Origin of the sequence: Kitasatospora sp. NPDC059722, assembly GCF_042733235.1 — a bacterium.
In the GTDB taxonomy this organism is placed as follows: domain Bacteria; phylum Actinomycetota; class Actinomycetes; order Streptomycetales; family Streptomycetaceae; genus Kitasatospora.
This window is the reverse complement of sequence record NZ_JBHWGD010000099.1, coordinates 1-24,504: the sequence shown is the minus strand read 5'-3', so window position 1 is coordinate 24,504 and position 24,504 is coordinate 1. Positions and strand designations below refer to the sequence as shown.

24 protein-coding genes and 2 pseudogenes are annotated in these 24,504 nt (G+C 74.5%); 14 read left to right on the top strand and 12 right to left on the bottom strand.

Annotation, left to right across the window (positions count from 1 at the left end; translation table 11 throughout):
• Positions 1–263: pseudogene (locus ACFV4F_RS36550) on the bottom strand (hypothetical protein); the annotation flags it as partial.
• 344 nt (positions 264–607) lie between these two features.
• Here ACFV4F_RS36550 and ACFV4F_RS36545 point away from each other — a divergent pair.
• The 3 genes and pseudogenes from ACFV4F_RS36545 to ACFV4F_RS36535 form a co-directional block, all read left to right on the top strand.
• On the top strand, positions 608–1,051 hold the full coding sequence (locus tag ACFV4F_RS36545; RefSeq protein ID WP_380444933.1) for an RrF2 family transcriptional regulator: 444 nt from the start codon (positions 608–610) through the stop codon (positions 1,049–1,051).
• 89 nt (positions 1,052–1,140) lie between these two features.
• A complete protein-coding gene (locus tag ACFV4F_RS36540) occupies positions 1,141–2,325 on the top strand; it encodes a globin domain-containing protein (RefSeq protein ID WP_380509263.1) in 1,185 nt (394 codons plus the stop codon).
• Positions 2,326–2,356: 31 nt separating this feature from the next.
• Positions 2,357–2,624: pseudogene (locus tag ACFV4F_RS36535) on the top strand (LUD domain-containing protein); the annotation flags it as partial.
• On the opposite strand, the gene ddaH reads toward ACFV4F_RS36535, so the two are convergent.
• Both ddaH and ACFV4F_RS36525 read right to left on the bottom strand, forming a co-directional pair.
• Complete coding sequence (gene ddaH, locus ACFV4F_RS36530) at positions 2,611–3,438, bottom strand: dimethylargininase (RefSeq protein ID WP_380444935.1); 828 nt, start codon at positions 3,436–3,438, stop codon at positions 2,611–2,613. The pseudogene ACFV4F_RS36535 and the gene ddaH sit on opposite strands and share 14 nt — an antisense overlap.
• A gap of 206 nt (positions 3,439–3,644) precedes the next feature.
• Positions 3,645–4,538 carry an MBL fold metallo-hydrolase gene (locus tag ACFV4F_RS36525; RefSeq protein WP_380509260.1) on the bottom strand — a complete coding sequence of 298 codons (894 nt, stop codon included), beginning with the start codon at positions 4,536–4,538 and terminating at the stop codon, positions 3,645–3,647.
• A 207-nt stretch (positions 4,539–4,745) separates the two neighbouring features.
• Between ACFV4F_RS36525 and ACFV4F_RS36520 the strand changes: the two genes are divergently transcribed.
• On the top strand, positions 4,746–5,528 hold the full coding sequence (locus ACFV4F_RS36520) for an SGNH/GDSL hydrolase family protein (RefSeq protein WP_380444937.1): 783 nt from the start codon (positions 4,746–4,748) through the stop codon (positions 5,526–5,528).
• 7 nt (positions 5,529–5,535) lie between these two features.
• Here the strand turns inward: ACFV4F_RS36520 and ACFV4F_RS36515 are convergent, their stop codons facing one another.
• A complete protein-coding gene (locus ACFV4F_RS36515) occupies positions 5,536–5,943 on the bottom strand; it encodes a DUF2809 domain-containing protein (protein ID WP_380509257.1) in 408 nt (135 codons plus the stop codon).
• A gap of 120 nt (positions 5,944–6,063) precedes the next feature.
• On the opposite strand from ACFV4F_RS36515, the gene ACFV4F_RS36510 reads away from it, so the two are divergent.
• The 3 genes from ACFV4F_RS36510 (at position 6,064) to ACFV4F_RS36500 (ending at position 9,567) form a co-directional block, all read left to right on the top strand.
• On the top strand, positions 6,064–7,494 hold the full coding sequence (locus tag ACFV4F_RS36510) for a DUF2252 domain-containing protein (protein WP_380509254.1): 1,431 nt from the start codon (positions 6,064–6,066) through the stop codon (positions 7,492–7,494).
• Positions 7,495–7,768: 274 nt separating this feature from the next.
• Complete coding sequence (locus ACFV4F_RS36505) at positions 7,769–8,305, top strand: hypothetical protein (protein WP_380509251.1); 537 nt, start codon at positions 7,769–7,771, stop codon at positions 8,303–8,305.
• 41 nt (positions 8,306–8,346) lie between these two features.
• Positions 8,347–9,567, top strand: coding sequence for a sensor histidine kinase (locus ACFV4F_RS36500; RefSeq protein WP_380509248.1), 1,221 nt, complete (start codon positions 8,347–8,349; stop codon positions 9,565–9,567).
• 98 nt (positions 9,568–9,665) lie between these two features.
• Here the strand turns inward: ACFV4F_RS36500 and ACFV4F_RS36495 are convergent, their stop codons facing one another.
• From ACFV4F_RS36495 to ACFV4F_RS36485, 3 genes are all read right to left on the bottom strand, one after another.
• Positions 9,666–10,352: an alpha/beta fold hydrolase gene (locus ACFV4F_RS36495; RefSeq protein ID WP_380509245.1), complete on the bottom strand. Its 687-nt coding sequence runs from the start codon at positions 10,350–10,352 to the stop codon at positions 9,666–9,668.
• A 71-nt stretch (positions 10,353–10,423) separates the two neighbouring features.
• Complete coding sequence (locus ACFV4F_RS36490) at positions 10,424–11,935, bottom strand: MFS transporter (RefSeq protein WP_380509242.1); 1,512 nt, start codon at positions 11,933–11,935, stop codon at positions 10,424–10,426.
• Complete coding sequence (locus tag ACFV4F_RS36485; RefSeq protein WP_380499438.1) at positions 11,932–12,495, bottom strand: helix-turn-helix domain-containing protein; 564 nt, start codon at positions 12,493–12,495, stop codon at positions 11,932–11,934. Before ACFV4F_RS36485 ends, ACFV4F_RS36490 begins: the two co-directional genes overlap by 4 nt.
• A 209-nt stretch (positions 12,496–12,704) precedes the next feature.
• Here ACFV4F_RS36485 and ACFV4F_RS36480 point away from each other — a divergent pair, with 209 nt between their 5' ends.
• On the top strand, positions 12,705–13,997 hold the full coding sequence (locus ACFV4F_RS36480) for a DUF5685 family protein (protein WP_380509239.1): 1,293 nt from the start codon (positions 12,705–12,707) through the stop codon (positions 13,995–13,997).
• 3 nt (positions 13,998–14,000) lie between these two features.
• Here the strand turns inward: ACFV4F_RS36480 and ACFV4F_RS36475 are convergent, their stop codons facing one another.
• Positions 14,001–14,156 (bottom strand): hypothetical protein, encoded by a 156-nt coding sequence (locus ACFV4F_RS36475; RefSeq protein ID WP_359958721.1) that lies wholly within the window; start codon positions 14,154–14,156, stop codon positions 14,001–14,003.
• A 197-nt stretch (positions 14,157–14,353) separates the two neighbouring features.
• On the opposite strand from ACFV4F_RS36475, the gene ACFV4F_RS36470 reads away from it, so the two are divergent.
• A complete protein-coding gene (locus tag ACFV4F_RS36470) occupies positions 14,354–15,241 on the top strand; it encodes a chitosanase (RefSeq protein ID WP_380509236.1) in 888 nt (295 codons plus the stop codon).
• A gap of 132 nt (positions 15,242–15,373) precedes the next feature.
• Positions 15,374–16,633: an ROK family protein gene (locus ACFV4F_RS36465; protein ID WP_380509233.1), complete on the top strand. Its 1,260-nt coding sequence runs from the start codon at positions 15,374–15,376 to the stop codon at positions 16,631–16,633.
• Positions 16,634–16,714: 81 nt separating this feature from the next.
• On the opposite strand, the gene ACFV4F_RS36460 is transcribed toward ACFV4F_RS36465, so the two are convergent.
• A complete protein-coding gene (locus ACFV4F_RS36460) occupies positions 16,715–17,929 on the bottom strand; it encodes a serine hydrolase domain-containing protein (protein ID WP_380509230.1) in 1,215 nt (404 codons plus the stop codon).
• 315 nt (positions 17,930–18,244) lie between these two features.
• Here ACFV4F_RS36460 and ACFV4F_RS36455 point away from each other — a divergent pair, with 315 nt between their 5' ends.
• Complete coding sequence (locus ACFV4F_RS36455; RefSeq protein ID WP_380509227.1) at positions 18,245–18,865, top strand: hypothetical protein; 621 nt, start codon at positions 18,245–18,247, stop codon at positions 18,863–18,865.
• Between the two features lie 217 nt (positions 18,866–19,082).
• Complete coding sequence (locus ACFV4F_RS36450) at positions 19,083–20,921, top strand: phospholipase C (protein ID WP_380444949.1); 1,839 nt, start codon at positions 19,083–19,085, stop codon at positions 20,919–20,921.
• Positions 20,922–21,064: 143 nt separating this feature from the next.
• Here ACFV4F_RS36450 and ACFV4F_RS36445 read toward each other — a convergent pair whose 3' ends face one another.
• Entirely contained in the window at positions 21,065–21,625 is a 561-nt protein-coding gene (locus tag ACFV4F_RS36445; protein ID WP_380444950.1) for a TetR/AcrR family transcriptional regulator, read from the bottom strand.
• Between the two features lie 112 nt (positions 21,626–21,737).
• Here ACFV4F_RS36445 and ACFV4F_RS36440 point away from each other — a divergent pair, with 112 nt between their 5' ends.
• Positions 21,738–22,208: a DUF1348 family protein gene (locus ACFV4F_RS36440; protein ID WP_380509224.1), complete on the top strand. Its 471-nt coding sequence runs from the start codon at positions 21,738–21,740 to the stop codon at positions 22,206–22,208.
• 51 nt (positions 22,209–22,259) lie between these two features.
• Positions 22,260–22,781 (top strand): GNAT family N-acetyltransferase, encoded by a 522-nt coding sequence (locus ACFV4F_RS36435; protein ID WP_380498933.1) that lies wholly within the window; start codon positions 22,260–22,262, stop codon positions 22,779–22,781.
• 15 nt (positions 22,782–22,796) lie between these two features.
• Here ACFV4F_RS36435 and ACFV4F_RS36430 read toward each other — a convergent pair whose 3' ends face one another.
• Both ACFV4F_RS36430 and ACFV4F_RS36425 read right to left on the bottom strand, forming a co-directional pair.
• The gene (locus tag ACFV4F_RS36430) at positions 22,797–23,606 is read right to left on the bottom strand and encodes a class II aldolase/adducin family protein (RefSeq protein ID WP_380509222.1); all 810 of its coding nucleotides are present in this window, start codon (positions 23,604–23,606) and stop codon (positions 22,797–22,799) included.
• Between the two features lie 102 nt (positions 23,607–23,708).
• Positions 23,709–24,320, bottom strand: coding sequence for a TetR/AcrR family transcriptional regulator (locus ACFV4F_RS36425; protein ID WP_380444954.1), 612 nt, complete (start codon positions 24,318–24,320; stop codon positions 23,709–23,711).
• Positions 24,321–24,504 lie beyond the last annotated feature (184 nt).

Genomic DNA, 24,504 nt, shown 5'->3' with positions numbered 1-24,504 from the left:
CGGACGCGCCGGTTCTGGCGGCCCTTGTTCTCCACCTTGGTGACGGTGATGCGGCCGATCTGGGGGGTGGTGGCGAAGTGGGTGGCCCCGGGGGCGGGGGGGGCGTGGGCGAGCGAGTGGGGCGCCCCGGGCCGGGGGGCGGTGCGGCCGGGCCGGGCCGCGGCGGCCTGCGCCGCGCCCGGCTGGGACAGCAGCGCGACCGTGGCCGCGGCTATCGCGGCCGCGGCCGTCCACGGACGTCGCGCTGCACGACGTGTGTTCACGGATTCTCTCCAGGAATGTCGGGTGATGGGGGTGACGCCGCAGGCGCCGATCCGCTCCGCGTCCGGAGCCGCACGAAGCGTAGAAGCCGTTCCGATCACCCGTCAGGAAGTGACCGCTAATGTCGCCAACTGTTCAGATTCGACCGAAAGTTCGGTGCGAGGACGGTAAGAGGCGGCCCAAAACGGGGGCGTCGGGGGGCGCCCGCGCGTAGGGTCCCCCGGCCGCCGGCCCGGATCGGCGCCGGACGGACTCCGGACGGGCCGCGGCCGGGCTCCGGGCCGGGCTCCGGACCGCGCGTGCAAGAAATTGGAGTTCCGGAGTCGTATTCGCTAGCGTTCCGAACGTGAGGCTGACCAAGAGCACCGACATCGCCCTCCGCATCGCCATGCGGCTGGCCGTCCTCGACGAGGCGGCGAACCCGACCACCCGCGAGGTGGCCGAGGCGGTCGGCGTGCCGTACACCCACGCGGCCAAGGTGGTCAGCCGGCTGCAGCACCTCGGCGTGGTCGAGGCGCGGCGCGGCCGGGGCGGGGGGCTGGTGCTCACCTTCGCCGGGCGGACCGGATCGCTCGGCCTGCTGCTCCGCGAACTGGAGGGGGTCGGCGACGTCGTCGGCTGCGAGGACGACCCGCCCTGCCCGCTGCGGGCCGCGTGCCGGCTGCGCGGGGCGCTGCGCACCGCGCAGGAGGCCTTCTTCGCAGCGCTCGACCCGCTCTGCATCGACGACCTGGTGGCCTCCCCCACCGGACCGGTGCTGCTGAGCCTCTCCGCCAGACCCGCCGACTGACCGACCCGCCCGCCGATCGCCGCCCCCTCGGGGCGCACTCCGGCGCGCCATTTAATATGCATATCAGATACCACTTTGGAGCGAGCCTGATGCTGTCCGCCAAGAACGCCGAGGTCGTCGAGGCCACCCTGCCCGTCGTGGGCGCCGCCATCGGCGACATCACCCCGCGGTTCTACGACCGGCTGTTCGCCGCCCACCCCGAGCTGCTGCGCGACGTGTTCAACCGGGGCAACCAGGCCAACGGCACCCAGCGCCAGGCCCTCGCCGGGTCGATAGCCGCCTTCGCCGGCACCCTCATCGCGCACCCCGACCAGCGGCCGGACGCCATGCTGGCCCGCATCGCGCACAAGCACGTGTCGATCGGCATCTCCAGCGACCAGTACAAGGTCGTCCGCGAGCACCTGTTCGCCGCCATCGTCGACGTGCTCGGCGAGGCCGTCACCCCCGAGGTGGCCACCGCCTGGGACGAGGTCTACTGGCTGATGGCCAACGCCCTCATCGCCATCGAGGACCGGCTGCGCGCCGAGGCCGCCGGCCCCGACGGCGACCCGGCCGACCTCTGGCGCCCGTACACCGTCGTCGCCCGCCACCAGGAGACCGAGGACGTCACCAGCTACCTCGTCCGGCCCGCCGACGGCGGGCCCGTGCCCACCGGCCGACCCGGCCAGTACGTCTCCGTGCGCACCGAACTGCCCGACGGCGCCCACCAGATCCGCCAGTACAGCCTCTCCGGCACCGCCGCCGGCGCCCTGCGCTTCAGCGTCAAGCGCGAGGCCGGCGGCGAGGTCTCCGGCCACCTGCACGACCACCTGCGGGCCGGCGGCACCGTCGAACTCGCGCCCCCGATGGGCGACATCGCCCTCGCCGACGGCGACGGCCCGGTGCTGCTGGTCTCCGCCGGGATCGGCAACACCCCGATGACCGCGATGCTCGCCCACCTCGCCGACGTCGGCTCCACCCGCACCGTCGTCTCGGTGCACGGCGACCGCGACCAGCTCGCCCACGCCTTCCGCGCCGACCTCGCCCGGCTCACCGCCGAACTGCCGGACGCCACCGCCCACGTCTTCTACGAGCGCCCGCTCGGCGAGTGGCCCGCCGACCGCACCGGTCTGGTGGACCTGACCACCGTCGACGTCCCGGCCGGCGCCACCGCCTACCTGTGCGGCCCGCTGCCCTTCCTCCGCGCGGTGCGCGGCCAGCTGCTCGCCGTCGGCGTCCCGGCCGCCGACATCCACTACGAGGTCTTCGGCCCGGACCTCTGGCTCGGCGCCTGAGCCCGCCGACTGACTCCACGCTCACCGCCGCCCGTCTCGACGCCGTCGACAGCGTCGTGACGGGCCGCTCACCCTCGTCTCGGACCACCACGTGTGCGTGGTGCGCGCGCCGGAGCAGGTCGTGGCCTCCGTCCCGCTCGCGCCGGCCCGGCTCGACCCGGCGAGCCGCAGACCGCAGGCCGCAGACCTGGATCTCCGGGCCGTCCGCGACCAGCGACATCGAGCTCGACCGGGTCGAGGGCGTGCACGGGCCGCGCGGGCTCGACGTCCTCCTGGTCACGGGCGCTACGCCGGCCTGAGCTCCAGCGTGCAGCACTTCGCCCCGCCGCCGCCCTTGAGCAGCTCCGAGACGTCGACCGGGATCGGCTCGTAGCCCTCGTCCGCGAGCCGCCCGGCCAGGTTCTTCGCCGCCTCCGGCAGGAGCACCCGGCGCCCGTCCGAGACGGCGTTCAGGCCGAAGACCTCGGCGTCGGCGCGGTCGGCCAGGATCGCGTCGGGATACAGGGCGCGCAGCACCGCCCGACTGTCGGCGTCGAACGCCTCCGGGTAGTACATGACCTGGTCGTCGTCCAGGACGGCCAGCGCGGTGTCCAGGTGGTAGAACCGCGGGTCGACGAGGGTGAGGGTGGTCACCGGCACGCCGAACACCTCGCCCGCCTCGGCGTGCGCGGCGCGCGAGGTGCGGAAGCCGGTGCCGGCCAGCACCCGGCGCCCGGCCACCAGGTGGTCGCCCTCGCCCTCGTTGACGTGCCCGGCGCGGCGCACCTCGTGGTAGCCGCGGTCGCGGAACCAGTCCTGGTAGGCGGAGGACTCGGGGGCGCGCTCGGGGTAGCGGAAGGTGGCGACCAGCGCGCGGCCGTCCAGGACGGTCGCGCCGTTGGCGGCGTACACCATGTCGGGCAGGCCGGGCACCGGCTCGATCAGCTCGACGGTGTGGCCGAGGCGGCGGTAGAGCCAGTAGAGGCGCTCCCACTGGCGGATGGCGAGCGCGGTGTCGGTGGGCTGGGCCGGGTCCATCCAGGGGTTGATCGCGTAGTCCACGGTGAAGTACGTCGGCCGGCACATCAGGTAGCGCCGCGGCCGGGCGGTGCGCTCCGGGGTCAGACGTGGCATGTCTCTACCGTCCTTGAACAGCAAGGGTGTTCGGGTCCTGTTGCGGCTGCCCAGGCAGCGCCGTCCGCACACCCGCGCAGCCCTCCCCGCCGGGCGCACTCCCCCGCGCAACCGGCGCGAGCCCCGGCGCACACGCACCGTCCCGGGCCTGGCCGGGCATCCCCGGTCGGGTCAGGCCCGGTCGGGTCGGGTCGGGTCGGGTCGGGTCACCAGCGGACCGCCGCGAAGTCGACCGGGGCCGGGCGCAGCGTCCGGCAGCGCTCGGCGAGGGCGCGCAGCCGGCGGGCCGCCTCGTCGGCCGGCATCCGGCGCCGCTCGCCGTGGCCGGGCAGCAGCCACTCGAAGCGCAGCGCGTCCACCGTGCGGTCGAGCGACACGGAGAGCTCCAGGACCGAGTGCCAGACGATCGTCTCGAACACCGCGATGTCCTCGTCGGTGCGGGACCAGTGCAGGGTGTCGCCGGTGAAGAGGTGGCGTTCGTCGGCGAGGTAGAGCACGCTGCCGCGGGTGTGGCCGGGGAAGGGGTGCGCGACGACGCCCGGGACGACCTCGACCGGGTCGGTGCCGCGCAGCACGCGGTCGGCGGTCGGGGCGGCGTCCAGGTCGCCCTCGTGGATCCAGAGCCGGGCGCCGAGGCGGTCGGCCCAGGCGCGGCCGTGCTCGGCGTGGTCACGGTGCGTCAGGAGGAGCTCGGTGACCGGGCCGAGGGCCGCGTAGCGGGCGGCGAGGGACTCGGCGAAGCGGGGCGTGTCGACCATGATCCAGCCGTCCGGGCGGCGCAGGAGGTAGGAGTTGGCGCCGGCGGTGCGCGGGGAGTTGTGGCCGAGCAGCAGCAGCCCGTCGTCGAGGGCCAGCGGGAACGGGTCGGTGCCCGGTTCGAGCCGGCCGCCGACGGGGCGGATCGAGCGAGTGGGGCAGGCGTGGGCGGCGGCGTATAGCTGGCGGCGTTCGGCGTCGTCCCGCGGCTGGCGCGCCAGTTCGGAGCGGCCGTCGCGCTCGCGGATCAGGCCGGGTGCGAGCTGGCGGGCGGCGTCGCAGTTGAAGCAGCGGTCGTCGACGGTCCAGTCTCCGGGCACGCCGGAGGGAGGGGTCGTGGTCATGGAGGGCTCCCGGGCGGGTGACGGCGGCCGAGCGGCCGCGCACCTCCACCCTCGTCCGCGCGGGCCGGAAACCGGAAGGGGGCGGGCGTCTTGTGGTTTGCGAACGCGCCTGATCACCAGGGGGTTTACCAACGTGGCCGATGTCACGTCGGAATGAGGGTGACCTACGGTGGCGTAGGTCACTTGATTGGGTGAACTATCTTCTTCATGCCGAATCTCCAGGAGACCCTTGACATCAGTTCGTATGCCGCCCTCGGCGACAGCTTCACCGAGGGCCTGAACGACCCCGGGCTCGACGGCGCCTTCTTCGGCTGGGCCGACCGCCTGGCCGGGATGCTCGCGGTGAGCAAGCCGAAGGGCGAGTTCCGCTACGCCAACCTCGCGGTCCGCGGGCGGCTGCTGGACCAGATCGCCGCCGAGCAGGTGCCCGAGGTCCGCCGCCTCCAGCCCGACCTCGTCACCTTCTGCGCCGGCGGCAACGACATCCTGCGCCCCGGGAGCGACCCGGACGAGGTGGCCGAGCGCTTCGAGCGGGCCGTCACCCAACTCGCGGACTCCGCGGGCACGGTGCTCATCTGCACCGGCTTCGACACCAAGGACGTCCCGCTGCTCAAGCACCTGCGCGGCAAGATCGCCACCTACAACGGGCACATGCGCGCCGTCGCCGACCGGCACGGCTGCAAGGTCGCCGACCTCTGGTCGCTGCGCTCGGTGCACGACCGCCGCGCCTGGAGCGAGGACCGGCTGCACCTGTCCCCCGAGGGCCACCAGCGGGTCGCCCTGCTGGCCGCCAACTCGCTCGGCCTGCGCACCGACGAGGACCCGCAGGCGCCGTGGCCGACCGCTCCGCACCTGTCCGCCGCCGACCAGCGGCGCGAGAACATCCAGTGGGCCCGCGAGTTCCTGATCCCGTGGGTCGGGCGGCGCCTGCGCGGCGAGTCCTCGGGCGACCACGTCGAGCCCAAGCGCCCGGACCTGATGCCGCTCTGACGACAGGTCACCTACCGGGTGCCGCGACCTCCCGGGGCCGCAGCACCCGGTGCGCGGCGTACGCCGACGCGGCACCGACCAGGTACCAGAACAGGTCGGGCGGGTTGAACGTGGAGCCGAGGACCAGCCGGGCGAGCATGCTGCGCCGCCCGAGGTCGTCCGGCACGCCGGTGATCTGGAACAGCTCCACCGCCCAGCTCAGCGCCGCCGCCACGACGGCCGCCCGGGCCGGGCGCACCCGGGGCGCCACGAGCACCACCAGGGCGTACACCAGCACGGTGTAGAGCGCGTCCCCCGCACACTTGGCGAACTCCCCGGCGGCGACGGACCGGACACCCAGCCCTGCCGCCACCGTCAGTCCCGCCGCCGCCACTGCCGCCGCCCGCACCCGCAGGCTCCCCCGTCGATCGCTCACGCGACCGATGCTACGTGCTGGAACCACCGCTTCCGTTCGAACGTCACTCCACTCGCAGGCCGTTCGCGCACGTCGCCGGGCGGGGGAGCGACGAAGGGCGGGCGGGAAGCGGTGACACAGGTGACCGATGCGGTGCACGAGGCCACGGCAGACACGGACGGGAAGCCCCAACGGCGCTTCGCCGTCCCCGGGTTCGCCCGGCACCACGACACCCGCGCCCGCGAGCGCGGCAAGGCGCTGCGCGGGCGGGTGCCGCGCGAGGAGCACGCGCTGTTCGCCCCCGCGGCCGACCGGCCGACCGCCGTCGAGGCCCTGGAAGCCTCCAACGCCGGCCGGCTGCCCCGCCTCGTCCCGATCCGGGTCGGCCGGATGGCCGCCACCCCGTTCGCCTTCCTGCGCGGCTCCGCCGGACTGATGGCCGCCGACCTCGCGGGCACGCCCGTCACCGGCGTCCGCGCCCAGCTGTGCGGCGACGCGCACGCCGCCAACTTCGGCCTCTACGGCGACGCCCGCGGCCAACTCGTCATGGACATCAACGACTTCGACGAGACCGTGCCCGGCCCCTGGGAGTGGGACCTCAAGCGCCTCGCCACCAGCCTGGTGCTGGCCGGACGCGAGACCGGGGCGAGCGAGACCACCGCCCGCCAGGCCGCCGCCCACGTGGCCGGTGCCTACCGCCGCACGGTGCGCACGCTCGCCAAGCTGCCCGCCCTCGACGCCTGGAACGCCGTGGCCGACGAGCAGTTGGTCTCCTTCGCCGAGGCGCACGACCTCGCCGACGTGCTGCGCAAGGTCGGTGCCAAGGCGCTGGGCAACACCAGCGCCCGGTTCGCCGCGAAGAGCACCGTCCGCGAGGCGGACGGCGCCTGGCGCTTCACCGCCGCTCCCCCGGTGCTCACCGAGCTGCCGTGCGGGCTCGCCGCGGCGGTCGCCGAATCGCTCGGCCCGTACGTCGACACCGTGCCCGCCGAGGTGCGCACGCTGCTCGCCCGCCACCGGGTCCAGGACGTCGCGTTCCGGGTGGTCGGCACCGGCAGCGTCGGCACCCGCTCGTACGTCGTGCTGCTCACCGACCACCGGGACCAGCCGCTCGTGCTCCAGGTCAAGGAGGCCCGCCCGTCGGTACTCCTGCCCCACCTGGCCCGCGCGGGCTTCGCCGTCACGGACCCGGAGCCGCACGAGGGCCGCCGGGTGGTGCTCGGCCAGAAGCACATGCAGGTGGTCAGCGACACCCTGCTCGGCTGGACCACGGTGAACGGACGGCCCTACCAGGTACGGCAGTTCCGCAACCGCAAGGGCAGCGTCGACCCGGCCGCGCTGCTGCCCGGCCAGCTCGACGACTACGCCCGGATCACCGGCGCGCTGCTCGCCCGGGCCCACGCGCACACCGCCGACCCGGGCGTCCTCGCCGGCTACTGCGGCAAGAGCGAGGCGCTGGACGAGGCGGTCGCCGCCTTCGCGGTCGCCTACGCGGACCGCACGGAGGCCGACCACGCGGACCTGGTCGCGGCGGTGCGCAGCGGGCGGCTGCCGTCGGAGCCGGGGGTCTGAGCGCTTCGATCCGGGGTCGCCGTGGGTGACCGGGACCGCGCCGGGACGAGGGCCTCAGGTGCCCGGGACCGGGGGCGGTCCACCGTGGGGGCATGCCACGTACGCGAACGACGGCCGCCCCGGGCGACTTCCCGGCGGCACGCACGACCCCGCTCGCGAGCTCACCCGGGCGGTCGCCCCCTGGGGGCGGCCCGGGAGCGGGCGGGTTAGGACTGGACCGGACACGCGTTCGGCCGATGCCCGCCCCGGGCACCCTCACCCCCAGGACTCCGCCATGAACGACCACTCCACCCAGTCCCCCGCGGTGGGCGCCACCGTGCACCTCATCGGGCCCGGCGGCACGGCGGGCCCGGCCCTCGCCCACGGCATCCTCGCCGGTCCGCGCAGCGTGCTCGTGCCCGATCCGCCGAGGACCGTCGGCGACCCCTGGCAGCGCTACCTCGTGCGGCTCGGCCTGGCCCCCGACCCCGGCGACGGCGCCGAGGCGCTCCGGGTGGCCGGGGTCAGCCTGGCCGCGGTCGCCGTGGACGGCGTCCGGGCCGCGGTCGCCGTCCTCTCGCTCGCCTCGCCGTCCGCCCAGGCACCGGCGGCCGCGAGCACCACGGCGGACGGGCTCGTCGACAGCGTCCGGCGCCACGGCGGCGACCTGTGGGCCGTGTTCGCCGAGCTCGGCTACCCGGTCACCCGTCCGCCGTCGGCGCCCGCCCCCGGGTCCGGGGACGACTGGTGGACCGGCTTCGCCGCGAGCGACGTCTCGGTCTTCGCCGCCGGGATCTGCTGCATCAGCGTCAACTGCCCGCCCAGGTGCTGACCGGCACCGGCACCGGCGGCTGAGGGAAGGAGCCCGACCGGATGGATCCCGAACAGGTCCCGGCCGGAACCCGCCGGTGGATCCGGTCCGCCCGGGTGCAGGACGCCGCCCTCGCCCTCGCGGTCATCGTCCCCGAGGCCTTCTTCTTCGGTGACCCGATCGCCCCCGGCACGAGCTGGCCCGCACGGCTCGTGCTCGCCGCCTTCGCCCTGCCGGAGGCCGTCGCCCTGCTGTTCCGGCGGCGGTGGCCGACGGCGGTGTACCTCGTCGTCTGGGCGCTCGCGGCCGGCGCGAGCGTGCTCACCATCCTCACCGACTTCCACTTCACGCCGTACTTCGGCATCCTCGTCGCGCTGTACACCGTCGCCCGGCTGTGCCGCCGCCCGGCCGCCCTCACCGCCCTCGCCCTCACGGCCGTGCCGATCGGCCTCGACACCGCGGACATCCTGACCAGCCTCGGCACACCCGGCTACCGGACGGCCGCGCTCGTCACCGCCCTCGCGTTCTACCTGCCGCTCACCATCGCCGCCTGGGGCGTCGGCCGGTGGAGCCGGGCCACCGCCGCCGCGGCCGAGCACGACCGCCTCGCGCTCGCCCGCGCCCGCTTGGCCGTCACCCACGAACGCGTCCGGATCGCGCGCGAGCTCCACGACATCGTCGCCAACGCGGTGGCCGTCATCGTCATGCAGGCCGAGACCGCGCGCGCCACGGCCGCCGCCGACCCGCCCCGCGCCGAGGAGACCCTCGCCCGGATCGAGGACCTCGGCCGCGGCGCCATGGCCGAACTCCGCCGCCTGCTGCGCCTCCTGCGCACCGCCGACGCGCCCGTCGAGGACGGCGTCCGGCGCAGGGGACTCGCGGACCTCGCCCCGTTGCTGGAGGACGTCCGCCGGGCCGGGGTGCTGATCGACCTGGAGGTGCAGGGGACGCCGGCGCACCTCGACGAGAGCGTCGACCTGACCGCCTACCGGCTCGTGCAGGAGGCCGTCACCAACATCACCAAGCACGCGGGGCCGGGCAGTCACGCCGCGGTCCGGATCACCTGGACCGACGTGCTGCACCTGGACGTGGTCGACGACGGGGCCGGCCACTGCACCGCCACCCGGCGCGAGCTGTCCACCGGCCACGGGCTGATCGGACTCGCCGAACGCATCGCCCTGTTCGGCGGCGAGCTGTCCGCCACGCCGTACCGGTCGGGCTTCCGGGTCACCGCGACCCTGCCGCTCACCCCGGCGCCGGTCGCGCCGGAGCCGGCGGGGTAGGGCGCCGCCTTCGGATCGGGCCGGAGGGCCCCGCCGTCAGACCGCCCAGGCCACTCAGGCCACTCAAACCGCCAGGCCGCTCAGACCGCTCAGACCGCTCAGACCGCCAGGAACGGCGCCACGGCGGCGACGTACTCGGCCGGGCGGGCGGCGTGCACCAGGTGGCCGGCGTCGATGGTGACCGTGCGGCAGTCCGGGATGAGGGCGGCCAGGTCGGCGATCCGCTCCTGCGAGACGTGGCTCGTCGGGCCGCCCGCCACCACGAGGGTCGGCGCGGTGATCCGCCGCAGGCCCTCGCGCCAGGCCGGGTCGGGGCTGTCCACCTGGGCCTTGAGCGGGCGGACGACCGCCCAGTCGAAGTCCACCGGCTCCTGCGGCGCGTCCGGCACGGCGCTCGCCGGGCGCGGGAACGGCGGCGGGATCTCCTCCAGCACCAGGCGGCCGATCCGCTCCGGACGCGCCTGGGCGAGCAGGTAGGCGACCGCGCCGCCCATCGAGTGGCCGACCAGGTCGACCCGGTCGAGCCCGAGCGCGTCGAGCACGGCGAGGACGTCGTCGCGCATGGCCTCCAGGCTGTAGACGGCGGCGCGTCCGCTGTCGCCGTGCCCGCGCAGGTCGAGCGCGTACGCGCGGTGCCCCGGCGCGAGCGCGGGCAGGACGCCGTCCCAGTCCGAGGCCCGCTCGCCGAGAGCGTGCAGCAGCACCAGCGGCGGCCCGTCGGGCGGGCCGCTCTCACGGCAGGCGATCGCCACGTCGGGCAGGTCCACGATCCGAACGTCCGTCATGCCGATCACCGTACGTCGGGGCGGAGCGTCAGCCGACGGATGTTCGCCCAGGGCTCAGGGCGGGCCGCTGCTCACCGGGCCGGCGCTTCCCCACGGCTCACGGCCCCGGCCCCGACCTCTACCGACACCCCGCCCGCGCCCGCCGCCTCGCGGGCCGTCGCGCGGCCCGCCAGCACCGAGGCCAGCACCGCCAGCCCGGCGAGGGCCGCGCACACCAGGCTCGCGTACAGGTACGCCGAACGGTGGCCGCCGCCCGCGTCCGTGGCCCGCAGGTAGACGCCGGACAGTGCCGAGATGCCGACGGCCGCCGCGATCCGCTGGGCCATCTGCAGGATCGCACCGCTCACCCCGGCCGCCTCGGCGGGGGCGTGGCGCAGCACGTACGACTGGTTGGTGGCGCCCATCAGCCCGACCGAGGCCCCGCCGAGGAGCTGGAGCAGCGCGAGCAGCCACGGCAGGACGGCGGCGGGGGCCCAGTGCGCGACCAGGCCGCTGAGCAGCATCGCGAGCGCGGAGCCGGTCATGCCCGCGGTGACGGTCCGCCGACCGAAGCGCTGCACGACCCGCCACGCGAGCGCGGAGGCGAACCCCATCGCGACCGCCGACGGCAGCGCCACCAGGGCCGCGCCCATCGGGGAGAGCCCGAGGCCGTCCTGGAGGAACATCGTGAGCACGAGGCCGGCCGCGAGCGAGGAGCCGAACTGGGCCATCGCCGTGGCCGTCCCGAGCGCGTACGGCGCGGAGCGGGTGAGCGCGGGGTGGATCAGCGGGTGGCCGCCGGAGCGGGCGTAGCGGCGCTGCCACCACACGAGCGTGCCGAGCAGGAGCGCGGCGACGGCGGCGAACGCGAGCCACCCCGTCCAGGCGGGCGGCTGGACGAACGGCAGCATCAGCGCGAGTGTGAGCGCACCGACGAGCAGGAGGCCGACGAGGTCGAGGTTCGCGTTGCGGGCGCTCGGCCGCGGCCGGGGCAGGTGGCGCGCCGCGAGCAGGACGGTGGCGAGGCCGAACGGCACGTTGAGCAGGAAGGTCAGCCGCCAGCCGTGCTCGGGGCCGACGGCCGCCAGCACCGCGCCGCCGACCGGCGGCCCGAGCGCGAAGGCGAGCCCGCCGGTGACGGCGTACATGCCGAGGGCGCGGGCGCGCAGCTGGCCCTCGAAGACGTCCTGGAGGGTGCCGATCATCTGGGAGTTGACGAGTCCGGCACCCGCGCCCTGCACCAGCCGGGCGGCGATCAGCACACCGGGGTCGGCGGCCGTCGCGGAGACCACGCTGACCAGGGTGAACAGGGCGAGGCCGGTCACGAAGAACCACTTGCGGCCGAGGACGTCGCCGAGCCGCCCGCCGGGGATGAGGGCGAGGCCGAAGGCGAGCGAGTACCCGGCGACGATCCACTGCAGGTGGGCGGGCTGGGCGTGCAGGCTCTCGCGCAGCGCGGGGATGGAGGTGTTGAGGACGGACTGGTCGATCAGGGTGGTGAACCCGCCCGCGACGCAGACCAGCAGGACGCGGCGCCCGGCGGCGTCGAAGCGCTCGCGGGGCGCCTTGGCTATCGCGGGGTTCGCGGGGTTCGCGCCGTTCACGCTTCCACCACCACGAGCGCGTACCGGGCCTCGCCGGGCCCGAGGCTGCGGAAGCGGCTGGAGGAGGTGGTGTAGCGCAGACAGTCGCCGGCGCCGAGCCGGTGCGGCTCGCCGTCGACGGTCAGCTCCAACTCCCCCTCCAGCACCCACAGGTGGTGCTCCATGCCGGGCACGCACGGGCGGTCGTAGACGATGTCGGCCCCCGCCGGGAGCCGGCCCTCGATGATCTCGGCGCGCAGCGAGTTGTGCGGCGGGGAGACGGACCGGCGGACGAAGCCGCTCGTGCCGTCCCGCCAGATCCGCTGCTCCCCGGCCCGCACCAGACGCGCGGGCGCGGACTCGACCTCGGCGAGCAGCCGGGACATGGTCCGCCCGTAGACGGCGCACAGCCGCCCGAGCAGCGCGGCCGTCGGGCTGACCTCGGCCCGCTCGACGCGCGACAGCGTGGACCGGCTGACGTCCGCCCGCCGTGCCAACTCCTCCAGCGTCCAGCCGCGTTCGACCCGCAGCTCGGCGAGCCTGGTGGCGAGCCGCTCGTCGGCGGCCGTCTCGATTCCCATATTCGCGATGCTATCCCGGATCCGGGACGCGGTTCCCGGTCGCGCGGGCCCTTGTCCGAAGAACGGCCGGCCGGGAGGTGTCGGGGGCCGCCGCGACCCGGCCCCGGCGTGTGCGGATCTCGTGCGACCCCTCGGCCCGGCAGGGCGGCTGATCATATGATGTCGGCCGGATCGGGGCTGGTCAGAGGCCCGAACGGCGAGGGGGAATCATGTTCGGCATCATCAGACCGTGCAAGCACCGGCTGTCCGAGCGGCTCCAGAGCTCGTGGATGGCGCACCTGTGCGGGCTGTGCCTCGCGCTGCGCGACGACCACGGGCAGCTCGCCCGCACCGCCACCAACTACGACGGCCTGATCATCTCGGTGCTGGTCGAGGCGCAGAGCGCCCGCGACGACTCCTCCTGGCGCCGTACCGCCGGGCCGTGCCCGCTGCGCGGCATGCGCACCGCCTCCGTCGCCAAGGGCGAGGGCGCCCGGCTCGCGGCCGCCGTCTCGCTCGCGCTCGCCTCGGTCAAGATCCGCGACCACGTCGAGGACCGCGACGGCGTCTTCGCCCGCCGGCCGGTCGCGGCGGGGGCGCGGGCCGTCACCCGGCGCTGGGACCGGCAGAGCGCGGGCAGCGCCTCGGCGGTCGGCTTCGACACCGCCGTCCTGCTCGACGCCGCCTCCCGGCAGGGCGAGTTGGAGCGCGCGCTGCGCCCGGGCGGGTCCGTCCTGCTGGTCACCGAGCCGACCGAGAGCGCGACGTCGGCCGCTTTCGCACACACCGCCGTCCTCGCCGGGCGCCCCGGCAACGCGGCCCCGCTCGCCGAGGCCGGACGGCTCTTCGGCCGGCTCGCCCACCTCCTCGACGCCGCCGAGGACCAGGACGCCGACGCGGCGAGCGGCGCCTGGAACCCGCTGACGGCCACCGGCACCGACCGCGCCGAGGCCGAACGGCTGTGCCGCGACGCCGTCCACGGCATCCGACTGGCGCTGCGCGAGGTCGAACTGACGGACCGGGCGCTGGTGCACGTCCTGCTCGCGCACGAGACGGAGACCGCCGTCGACCGGGTCTTCGGCTCCGCCCGTCACACCGCCGCGTGCCGCACCCGGACGCCCGGCAGCGGCGGAGACGGGGGCCACCCGTCCGCCGAGCACCCGTCCGCCGAGCACCCCCAGGACGCCCCGCCGCGCCGGGAGTCCGAGAAGGCGCCCGCCCCGCCGTGGATCCCGCAGGGCCCCGGCTTCACCCCGGTCGGCCCCAAGCCGCCGCAGCCGCGCAACCTGCTGGCCGGCTGCGCGGTGTGGGCGCTCATGGCCTGCACGTGCCAGCTGATGTGCTGCGAGCACAACGACCCGTTCAGCCGCGAGCCGCGCAAGGGCTTCTGCGAGCGGCACGACTGCTGCGACAACTGCGACTGCAGCGGCTGCGACGGGTGCGGTGACTGCTGCCAGTGCTGCCAGTGCTGCGGCGACGGCTGCGACTGCGGCTGTGACGGGTGCGACTGCGGCTGCAACTGACGGTCATCCGTCCCGCCGCACCGCCGCCTCCCGGTCCGCCGCGAGCGAGTTCTCCAGTCCCGTCAGCAACTGCCGGAACCGGTCCGCGTCCTGTTCGGTCATCCGCCCCTCGGGCAGCCGCCCGGCGTCCCCCGGCCGCTCGGCCGTGCTCTCGTCCATGCGGCAGACGCTAGGGGCGGGTGATCAACACGCGATAAACGCACCTGCCGACGATGGGCGCGCCCTCCTCGCCGAATCCTCTCGGAAATTTATTAGGAAAGTTTACTTACCTTATGGACCGGGGCGCGCCCGGGCCCCTAGTCTGCTGCCGCGAGCTCGCGCTTCACCTCACCCCCACGGAGAAACGGAGCACAGCCATGCGACTTGCCCGAGTCCCCCGCCTCGCCGTCGTCGCCACCGCGGTCGCCCTGGCCGCCGGCCCCGCCTGCGCCGCAACCGCCTCGCCCGCCTTGCCCGCCGCCCCCACCGCCCCCACGGCGGCCGCCACCACCGCGACCGCCGCCCGCCCGCTGGACGCCGGCGGCATGACCGCCGACCAGCGCCGCCGGGCCGACCAGCTGATCAGCATCTTCGAGAACAGCACCACCGTCATCCAGTACGGCTACGCCGAGAACATCAACGACGGCCGCGGCGTCACCGCCGGGCGCGCCGGCTTCACCACCAACGACGGCGACGCGCTCAAGGTCGTCCGCGCCTACACCGCAACCGTCCCCGACAACCCGCTGGCCCGTTTCGTCCCCGAGCTGGAGCGCCTCGCCGCAGCCGGCAGCGGCGACACCAGCGGGCTGCCCGAGGCCGACTACATCGCGGCGTGGCAGCAGGCCGCCGACGACCCGGCCTTCCGCCAGGTCCAGGACGACCAGGTCGACCAGCGCTACTTCTCCCCCGCGATGAGCCAGGCCGACCAGCTCGGACTCACCACCGCGCTCGCCCGCGCCGAGCTGTACGACGCCTCGATCCAGCACGGCAACGGCGGCGAGTACGACGCGCTGCCCGCGCTGATCGCCCGCACCAACGCCAAGGCCGGCCCGCCGTCGAGCGCCGGGGAGAACGCCTGGCTCGCGGCGTTCTTCGACGTCCGCGTCGACGACCTCACCAACCCGGCCAACGGCTCGACGGCCGACGAGTGGCGCAAGTCCGTCGACCGCGTCGAGTGCCTGCGCCGCATAGCCGCGACGGGCAACTACAACCTCGACGGACCGCTGGACGTCACCGCCTTCGGGGCGGGCTACACGATCAGCTGACGCGGCCGCAACGGTCCGTCACCCCACCGGTGGTGGCGCGGAACGGCCGGTCCCGCCACCCCCGGCCCCGGCCTCCCGATCGTGCCCCGCCCGGGCTCGTTCGCCGCCGGACGGTGCCATACCATCGGCCGAATGAACGCAGCAGGACGGAGAACGGCCGACCAGGCCCCCCGGGACCCCGCCCCGCCCACCCCGGTGCCGCTGCCAGGTCAGCAGACCTGGAACCGGCAGCGGTTGCGCAGCAACAACGAATGGCTGCTCCTGGAGCGGCTGCGCGTGCACGGACCGCTCTCCCGGGCCCAGCTCGCCCGCGACACGGGCCTGTCCAAGCCCACCGTCTCCGCCGCCCTGGCCACCCTCGAACTCGCCGGCCTGGCCCGCGAGGCCGGCCGCTTCTCCCCCGACCGGGGCCGCACGGCCGTCCTGTACGAGGCCGACCCGGCCGCCGGGCACGTCCTCGGCCTCGACATCGGCCGGGCCCGGCTGCGGGTGGCCGTCGCCGACCTGTCCGGCCGGATCGTCGCCCGCCGCGACCTGCCCAACCGGGGCCGCTCGGCGAACGCGGTGGCCGACGCCGCCGTCGCCGCCGCGCAGGAGGCCATCGCCGAGGCCGGCCTCACCCCGGCCGACGTCGCCCACACCGTGGCCGGCTCGCCCGGCGTGTGGGACGAGCGGCGGCGCAGCGTCCAGCTCGCCGCCAACCTGCCGGGCTGGGGCCGCCCCGGCCTCTTCGACCGCATCGCAGAGGGCCTCGGCAGCGGCCGCGCCGTCACCGTCGCCAACGACGCCAACCTGGCCGCCGTCGGCGAGTACACCTACGGCGCGGGCGAGGGCAGCCGCCTCTTCGTCTACCTCCTCGTCGGCACCGGCCTCGGCGTCGGCGTCGTCAAGGACGGCGAACTGCTCACCGGCGCCCACGGCGCGGCCGGCGAACTCGGCCTCCTGCGCCTGCCCGGCTGCGACGTCCCACCCGGCGTCGAGGGCGACCCGACGCTCGAACAGACCGTCTCCGCCGACGCGGTGGTGCGCACCGCCCTCGGGCTCGGCATGCGCCGGCCGCTGACGGCGGAGAAGGTGTTCGACAGGGCCCGCTCCGGCGACCCGGCCGCGGCGGAGGCCGTCCGGCGGGAGGCCGACCGGCTCGGCCACGCGCTCGCCGTCGTGGCGGCGCTGCTCGACCCGGACGTCGTGGTCCTCGGCGGCGGCATCGGCCGCAGCGCCGACCTGCTGCTGCGCCCGCTGGAGGAGGCGCTGTACGAGCGTTCGCCGATGCGCCCGCGCCTGGAGGCGACCCGCCTGGGCCAGGACGCGGTCCTGCTCGGCGCCGTCGCGACCGCGCTGGAGACGGCCCGCCCGGAGGTCTTCGAGCGGCGGACGGCCGCCGTGTCCTGACGGCACGGACGGGGGCCCCGGCCGTTCTCCGGATGCTGTTGGCGAATCCGGGGCCCCGTCAACTCCCTTGCGGGAGCGGCCTCAGGCGTGGAGCGCCAGGCCGAAGGCGGTGACGAGCACCTTCAGCGAGTAGCGGTTCTCGGCGCCGTCCAGTCCGGTCGGGTTGACCGAGTAGACCACGGTGCGGCCCAGGTCCCGGGTGGCGAACACTCCGCTGGTGTAGCCGGGGCGCGAGCCCGTCTTGCCCCAGATCACGACCCCGCTCTGCTCCAGGCGTTCCAGGCCCATGCTCATGCAGGCCTTGTTGCCCGGGCAGTGGGTGCTGTCCGCGGCGACCGGCACGTCCGGGACGGTGAACAGCTTCTCCTGCTGCGCCGGGGGCAGCAGCCGGCCGCGGAAGAGGGCGGTCATGAAGCGCTCGAGGTCCGGGGCGCTGGAGATCATGCCGCCCTCCGCCCAGGGCCAGGGGCTCTGCTCGGTGACGTCCGCCCGGTACGTGCCGCCGTCCGGGTCCGGGACGGTCAGGTACGGGTGGCTGGCGGGGTGGTGCAGACGCGGGTCGTCCGCGTCCGGCAGCGAGGTGTCGTGCAGGCCGAGCGGACGGATGATGCGCTCGCGCAGCTCGTGGGCGTAGCTGTGCCCGGTGACCTGCTCGACGAGCAGACCGGCGACGAAGGTGTTCATCCCGTTGTACTGCTGCTGGGTGCCCGGGTCGAAGGCCATCTTCTGGCCGGCCATGGTGGCGACGATCTCCTCCGGGGTGTACCCGTCGCTCCCGTGGTCGGCGAACCACGCGGTGGTGCCGTCGCCCCAGAACGCGTTGGACCCGCCCGGCAGGCCGCTGGTGTGGTCGAGCAACTGGCCGACCTTGACCGGCGGGAAACCCTCGGGCAGGACGTCCGGGAGGTACTGCTGGACGGTGCCGTCCAGGTCGATCCGCCCCTCGGCGGCGAGCTGGAGGACGACGGTGGCGGTGAAGACCTTCGAGATCGAGCCGATCCGGAACCGGCCCCCGGTGTCCACGTCATCCCCCGACGTGGCGTCCAGGCTGCCGCCGGAGCCGGTGACGCGGACGAAGCCCGCCGACACGTCGGCCGCCGGGCGCGCGTCGAGCGCCTTGCGGACGGCCGCCGCGTCCAGCGGCGCCAGCGGCGCGGCGCTCGCCGGGGCACCGCTGGGGACGGCGGCCGGCTGCGCCGCCAGCGCGGGGGTGCCCGCGCCGACCGTCAGGGCGGCCGTGAGCGCACCGGCGGCGGCGAGGACGGCCCAACGGGTGCGGTTGGCGTAGGGGTTCACGGGTGATGCAACTCCAGACTTATCGTCAGTAGAGCCGACCGTTCTTCGGCTCGGCGACGAGTCTGCCGACTCCGGCCCCTCAAGATCAATAAGGGTCCCGACCCGCCACCCCTGATCTTTCGTCGGGGTCGACCCCGAGGAGCGGCCGACCGGGCGTACGAACAGCCCTTCCTCCGCCGGTGTCCGAGGCCACTGCTACGCTCCCGCGCAGTTCGGAAGCGAAGATCGAAAAGGCGGGCACGCATGCAGGACGGCAGAGAAGCGGACGACCTCGGGACCGAGCGGGAGAACCCGGGTACGGGCACCGAAACGGGTGTGAACGCCGTAATAGGTGTCAACCCGGCACGGCGGCGCAAGGTCGCCCTCGGGATGGCGGCCGGGATCTGCGCGCTCGCGGCGCTGAGCGGCGGCGCACTGCTCCTGACCGGACCGGACTCCGCCGCCTCGACACCGGCCTCCGAGGCGTCACCCACTGCCTCCCCGAGTCCGTCCGCCTCCCCGACCCCCTCCGAATCCCCGGCCACGACCGAATCCCCGGCCACCGACGCGGCAACCGGGACACCGGCCGCGCCGAGCGCTACGGCCACCCAGGAGACGCCGGACGCGCCGGACACTCCGGAGCCGTCCGCGAAGAAGCCCGCCCCGCCCGCTCCCGCAGCTCCGCCCGCCCCCGCAGCCCCGACGTCGGCCCCGCGCCCGAAGAGCAGCGCACCCAAGCCCCCGGCCGCGGAGCCGCCCGCCGACCACCCGGCGCCCGGCGCCCCGCCCGGATGGACGATCCCCCCGCGCCCGGAGCCGACCCTGCCGACGCCGCCCAAGTCCTGCCCGCCCGGCTACCTCGCATCCTGGGACGGCTGCCACAAGCTCGCGCCCGCGATCGTGATCCCCCCGGCGACCATCCCGCCCGGCGCGCCGTTCACCCCCTCGACCTCCTGAGCCGAGCCACAGGTCAAGGAATCGTCAACCGATCACCAAGAAAAGACAGTTGGCCGTCAACCCCGGTCACCCTGACGGACGTCTCTGGTTTACTGTCCGGTAACCTGCGGCCGGGAACCGCGTTCATCTGTTCCCTTTAGCGTCTTGGCCGCCGCCGGAGAGCGACTGCTCGCCCCGCGCGACCCCACTCGTTGACGACATGTTCGAGGATCACAGCATGCACGCAGTCCCCACCCGCAACCGGTGGCTCCGGTACGGCGCCGGCCTCGTCGGGGCCATGTCCCTCACCGCTCTCGGCGGCACCCCGGCGGCCTTCGCCGCGGAGGACCCGCAGACGGCCACGCCGATCAAGCACGTCGTGGTGATATTCCAGGAGAACGTCTCCTTCGACCACTACTTCGGCACCTACCCGAACGCGGCCAACACCGCCGACGACAAGGTGAAGTTCACCGCCAAGCCGGACACCCCGAAGGTGGACGGCCTCGGGGACGACCTGCTGCACCACAACCCGAACGCGATGAACCCGAAGCGCCTGGCCCCCACGCAGGCCGTCACCTGCGACCAGGACCACACGTACAAGGACGAGCAGCTCGCCGTCGACGGCGGCAAGATGGACAAGTTCGTCGAGCACACGAACGTCGAGAGCTGCAAGGCCCCGATGTTCACCCAGCCCGGCCTGGTCATGGACTACTACGACGGCAACACCGTCACCGGGTACTGGAACTACGCCCAGCGCTTCGCGATGAGCGACAACTCCTTCGGTACCAACTACGGCCCGTCCACCCCCGGCGCGATCAACCTGGTCTCGGGCCAGACGCACGGCGGCTACGCGGTCGACCCGAAGACCGGCCAGAAGACGACCGACGCCTACGCGGTCGCCTCCCCGGACGCGAACGGCGTCGGCACCGTCATCAACGACCCCGACCCGGGCTACGACGAGTGCTCCAGCACCGCGCACAACCAGCTGGTCATGACCGGCAAGAACATCGGCGACCTCCTCAACGACAAGGGCGTCAGCTGGGGCTGGTTCCAGGGCGGCTTCAAGCCGACCGCCTCCAAGGACGGCAAGGCCGTCTGCGGCGCCTCCCACAACAACATCGTGGGCGCGTCGCAGACCGACTACAACCCGCACCACGAGCCGTTCCAGTACTACAAGTCCACCGCGAACCCGAGCCACCTGGCTCCCAAGACCGTGGACGAGATCGGCCACAACGGCCAGGCCAACCACCAGTACGACCTGACCGACTTCGACGCGGCCCTCCAGCACGGCAACCTGCCCGCCGTCTCCTACCTCAAGGCCGCCAACTACCAGGACGGCCACGCCGGCTACTCCGACCCGCTGGACGAGCAGCAGTTCGTCGTCGACACGGTCAACAAGCTGCAGAAGTCCAAGGACTGGGCCTCCACCGCCGTCGTCATCGCCTACGACGACTCGGACGGCTGGTACGACCACAAGTTCGTCGAGCCCGTGAACGGCTCGCGCGACGCCGTCAACGACAGCCTGAGCGGCACCGGCCAGTGCGGCAAGGACGCCGGCGCGGGCGGCTACGCCGACCGCTGCGGCTACGGCCCGCGCCTGCCGCTGCTGGTGCTGTCCCCGTACTCGAAGTCCAACTTCGTGGACCACACCCAGACCGACCAGACCTCGGTCCTGCGCTTCGTCGAGGACAACTGGAAGACCGGCCGCGTCGGCGACTCCTCCTTCGACGAGCGCGCCGGCTCCATCGAGGGCATGTTCGACTTCAAGAACGCCCAGTCGGCGACCCTGATCCTCGACCCGGCCACCGGCCAGCCCGCCGGCGCCACCACCCCGACCGGCCAGCCGACCGACGGCTCCTCCACCGCCGCCGGCACGCCGTCCACCGGCACGGGCGGCACCACGGCCGCGGGCACCTCCGCCGCGACCCCGACCGCCGGGGCCACGACGAGCGGCCCGGCCCTCGCCGCCACCGGCTCCTCCAACACCATGCCGATCGCGGCCGCCGCCGCGGCCCTTGTGGCACTCGGCGCCGGCGCGGTGGTCTTCGCCCGCCGCAAGCGCGGTCGCCGCGCCTGATCCCCGCACCGTCCTGACACCGCCGGGCCCTCCCTGGGCCCGGCGGTGTCGTGCGTCCGGGGCCGGATAGGGCCCCGGTCTCAGGCCCCGGCCCCTCGGTCCCCGGAACCGTCAGACCCCGGAACCGTCAGACTCCGGAACCGTCAGACCCCGGCCGCCCGCAGCAGCACGCGGGCGGCCTCCTTCGCCTCGGCGGCGGGGGTGGCGTCACCGCGGATGGCGGCGGCGGTGATGGCGCCCTCGGCGAGGAGGGCCAGGTGGGCGGCGGTGGCGGGCGGCGCGCCGGCGGCCGCGGCGAGGCCGGCGAGGTAGGCGGCGAACTCGTCCTTGTGGTGCCGCGCGGCGGCGGCCACCACCGGTGCCGTGGCGCCCAGTTCGCCGAAGGCGTTGACGAACGCGCAGCCCCGGAAGGCGGGTTGGGCGAACCAGTCGGCCAACCAGTCGAAGACCGCCAGGACTTGCCCGCCCGGATCGGCGGTGGCCGCGGCCACCTGGGCGGCGAGCTCGTCGCGCCAGCGCTCGTCGCGGCGCAGCAGGTAGGCCTCGACCAGGTCCCCCTTGGACGGGAAGTACTGGTAGAGGCGGCGCAGGGTGACGCCGGAGGCGGTCCGCACGGCGTCCATGCCGACGGCCTGGATGCCCTGGCCGTAGAACAGTTCCTCGGCCGCGTCGAGGATGCCGGTGCGCGTGGCGTCGTGGTCCATCTGCCGTGCCCTTTGCGTGAGAACGTTGGTTCTCCTAGAGTAGCCGAGGAGGCGAGAACGGTCGTTCTCGCCGCGCCGGAACCGCGCCCACGAGCGCCCCAGGAGGTCACGCATGTCCGCACAGCGCCCGCCCCTGCCCCCGTTCACCACGGAGACCGCCCACGAGAAGGTCCGCGCCGCCGAGGACGGCTGGAACACCCGCGACCCGCAGCGCGTCGCCCTCGCCTACACGCCCGGCAGCCGCTGGCGCAACCGCGCCGAGTTCGTCACCGGCCGCGAGGAGATCACCGCCTTCCTCACCCGCAAGTGGGCGCACGAGCACGAGTACCGCCTGATCAAGGAGCTGTGGGCGCACCACGGCCACCGCATCGCCGTCCGCTTCGCCTACGAGTGGCGCGACGACTCCGGCCAGTGGCACCGCTCGTACGGCAACGAGAACTGGGAGTTCGACGACGACGGCCTCATGGCCCACCGCCACGCCTCCATCAACGACCTGCCGATCGCCGCGGACGAGCGCCTGTTCCACTGGCCCCTGGGCCGCCGGCCCGACGGCCACCCGGGCCTGACCGACCTCGGCCTCTGACACCCCGACGGCACGGGGGGGGGCGGCGGGACGCGGCCGTAGCCTGGGCGCATGGAGAAGATCGTCACGTACCTGGAGATGACCGACCCCGCCGAGCTGCGCCCGTCCCCGCCGGTCGCCGGGCTGGCCCTCACCCCCGCCGACGGCGCGTCACCCACAGTGCAGGCCGTCCAGGCGCGCGTCGGGGCGCCGCACGGCTGGCGCAGCACCGCCCGCACCGCCGAGGACTGGGCGGCCCACCTCGCCGAGCACCCGCGCCGCCAGTACTGGCTGCTCACCCACGACGGCGAGCCCGCCGGCGTCGCCAACCTGGAGCCGCACCCGGGCGGCGACGTCGAGGTCACCACCTTCGGCCTCGTCCCCGAGCACGTCGGCCGCGGCCTCGGCGGCTACGCGCTGACGCTCGCCCTGCGCCAGGCCTGGGCCACCGAGCCCCTCGGCGCGCAGAGCGTCCGCCGGGTCTGGCTGCACACCGACAGCAACGACCACCCGAACGCCCTGCGCAACTACGAGAAGCGCGGGCTGCGCCCGTACGAGGTCAGGACCGAGGAGGTCAGGACCGAGCGCGCATGAACCGCAGGGCCCGGATCAGTCGAACAGGTCCGGGTCCGAGACGGTGATCTGGTCCCACAGCGGGCGGGCCTGGAACCAGCCGGCCAGCGAGCTGCCGATCTGCTCGCGGGTGCGCAGCGCGGTCTCGCGGTCGATCAGCCTGGGCGTGCCGGCGGCCATCGCGAGCAGCTGCGCCTGGCAGGAGCGCTCCATGGTGACGAACCACCAGACCGCCTCGGCGACGGACTGCCCGACCGTCAGCAGGCCGTGGTTCTGCAGGATGACGGCCTTGTGCGGGCCGAGGGCCGCGCCGATCCGCTTGCCCTCCTCCACCTCGTTGACCACGCCCCGGTAGTCGCTGTAGACGGCGTGGTCCTCGAAGAAGGCGCAGGCGTCCTGGGTGATGGGGTCGAGCGGGATGCCGAGGCTGGAGAAGGCCTTGCCGTGCAGCGAGTGGGAGTGCGCGGCAGCGATCGCATCGGGCCGGGCGGCGTGCACCTGGGAGTGGATGACGAACGCGGCCTTGTTGACCGGGCGGCTGCCGTGCAGCAGGTTGCCCTCGTGGTCGACCAGGATCAGGTCGGAGGCCTTGATCTGGCCGAAGGCCATGCCGAACGGGTTGACCCAGAACCACTGCGGGTTCTCCGGGTCGCGCACGGTGATGTGGCCCGCGACGCCCTCGGAGAACCCGAACCGGCCGAACAGCCGGAAGCCGGCCGCGAGTTGCTCCTTGCGGTACTGGCGCTCGGCCTCGACGGAGTCGAAGGTCGGCGGCAGCGGGAAGGTGACGCCCTGCGGCATCGGGCCGACGACGGCGGCGAGGGAGTCGGGGAGCGGGGTGGTCATGGCGTCCTCCCGGAGTGGGGGTGCGAGTGCCTTCCTCCGGGATGATACGAGCATGTATCCGATACGTCGATGCATCGGATGCCTCGACTTGCGGAGGCTCCCTCAGCCGGCCGCCTCCGTCACGGCACCCAGGATCGTCCCGAGGAACCGGCGCTCCAGCTCGCCGGGCGGCAGCACGTCGGGCTCGACGTAGCTCTGCGCCAGGCCGCCCTCGCGGATCGCGATCAGCAGCCGGGCCAGCTCCTCGGCGTCCACGGTGAGCCGCAGGCCGACCCGCTCCAGCTGGGCGGTCAGGCCCCGGGCGAGCTCCGCCCGCAGCCGCGCGTCGTGCCGGGCGAGCACCCAGCCGGCCTGCGGGTCGCGGATCGCGAGGAGGGTGAACTCGGTGCTCACGAGGTACCAGTCCCGCTCGGCCGGGTCGATCCGGGCGATCCGCCCGGCGAACTCGGCGAGGGTGGACTCCCCGGCGGGCAGCGCGTCCGCCAGGTCGGCCAGGCGGTCGAGGATCTCCTGGCTGTGCTGGTCGAACAGGGCGAGGAAGAGCTCCTCCTTGCTGCCGAAGTTCGAGTAGAACGCGCCCCGGGTGTAGCCGGCCCGGGTGCAGACCTGCTCGATCGTCGCGGCCTGGAACCCGTGCTCGGCGAAGACCGCGAGCGCCGCCTCCAGCAGCGCGGCTCGGGTCACGGGGCGGCGCTTGGTGGTGCCCTTGGGCATCGAACCTCCGGGGGTGGATCGGATGCACGAGTGTATCGATCACGGTGCCGCCTCGGTCGGCGTCGCCCACGGTGCCCGACCCGGCCGGCGTCGCCCGGCCCCGCCGAGGGGGCGGGGGGGGGGGGCCACCCCCCGGGGGGCCCCCCCCACCACAAACACACCCACAACGAACAAGCCAGTGTAC

Bases quoted from the DNA above. Each gene is read 5' to 3' on its own strand.
- ACFV4F_RS36520 (WP_380444937.1), top strand. From the start codon at position 4,746: ATGCCGAATCTCCAGGAGACCCTTGACATCAGTTCGTATGCCGCCCTC.
- ACFV4F_RS36435 (WP_380498933.1), top strand. From the start codon at position 22,260: ATGGAGAAGATCGTCACGTACCTGGAGATGACCGACCCCGCCGAGCTG.
- ACFV4F_RS36505 (WP_380509251.1), top strand. From the start codon at position 7,769: ATGAACGACCACTCCACCCAGTCCCCCGCGGTGGGCGCCACCGTGCAC.
- ACFV4F_RS36445 (WP_380444950.1), bottom strand. From the start codon at position 21,625: ATGGACCACGACGCCACGCGCACCGGCATCCTCGACGCGGCCGAGGAA.
- ddaH (WP_380444935.1), bottom strand. From the start codon at position 3,438: ATGCCACGTCTGACCCCGGAGCGCACCGCCCGGCCGCGGCGCTACCTG.
- ACFV4F_RS36480 (WP_380509239.1), top strand. From the start codon at position 12,705: ATGTTCGGCATCATCAGACCGTGCAAGCACCGGCTGTCCGAGCGGCTC.
- ACFV4F_RS36470 (WP_380509236.1), top strand. From the start codon at position 14,354: ATGCGACTTGCCCGAGTCCCCCGCCTCGCCGTCGTCGCCACCGCGGTC.
- ACFV4F_RS36440 (WP_380509224.1), top strand. From the start codon at position 21,738: ATGTCCGCACAGCGCCCGCCCCTGCCCCCGTTCACCACGGAGACCGCC.
- ACFV4F_RS36425 (WP_380444954.1), bottom strand. From the start codon at position 24,320: ATGCCCAAGGGCACCACCAAGCGCCGCCCCGTGACCCGAGCCGCGCTG.
- ACFV4F_RS36540 (WP_380509263.1), top strand. From the start codon at position 1,141: ATGCTGTCCGCCAAGAACGCCGAGGTCGTCGAGGCCACCCTGCCCGTC.
- ACFV4F_RS36500 (WP_380509248.1), top strand. From the start codon at position 8,347: ATGGATCCCGAACAGGTCCCGGCCGGAACCCGCCGGTGGATCCGGTCC.
- ACFV4F_RS36485 (WP_380499438.1), bottom strand. From the start codon at position 12,495: ATGGGAATCGAGACGGCCGCCGACGAGCGGCTCGCCACCAGGCTCGCC.
- ACFV4F_RS36450 (WP_380444949.1), top strand. From the start codon at position 19,083: ATGCACGCAGTCCCCACCCGCAACCGGTGGCTCCGGTACGGCGCCGGC.
- ACFV4F_RS36475 (WP_359958721.1), bottom strand. From the start codon at position 14,156: ATGGACGAGAGCACGGCCGAGCGGCCGGGGGACGCCGGGCGGCTGCCC.
- ACFV4F_RS36465 (WP_380509233.1), top strand. From the start codon at position 15,374: ATGAACGCAGCAGGACGGAGAACGGCCGACCAGGCCCCCCGGGACCCC.
- ACFV4F_RS36430 (WP_380509222.1), bottom strand. From the start codon at position 23,606: ATGACCACCCCGCTCCCCGACTCCCTCGCCGCCGTCGTCGGCCCGATG.
- ACFV4F_RS36495 (WP_380509245.1), bottom strand. From the start codon at position 10,352: ATGACGGACGTTCGGATCGTGGACCTGCCCGACGTGGCGATCGCCTGC.
- ACFV4F_RS36525 (WP_380509260.1), bottom strand. From the start codon at position 4,538: ATGACCACGACCCCTCCCTCCGGCGTGCCCGGAGACTGGACCGTCGAC.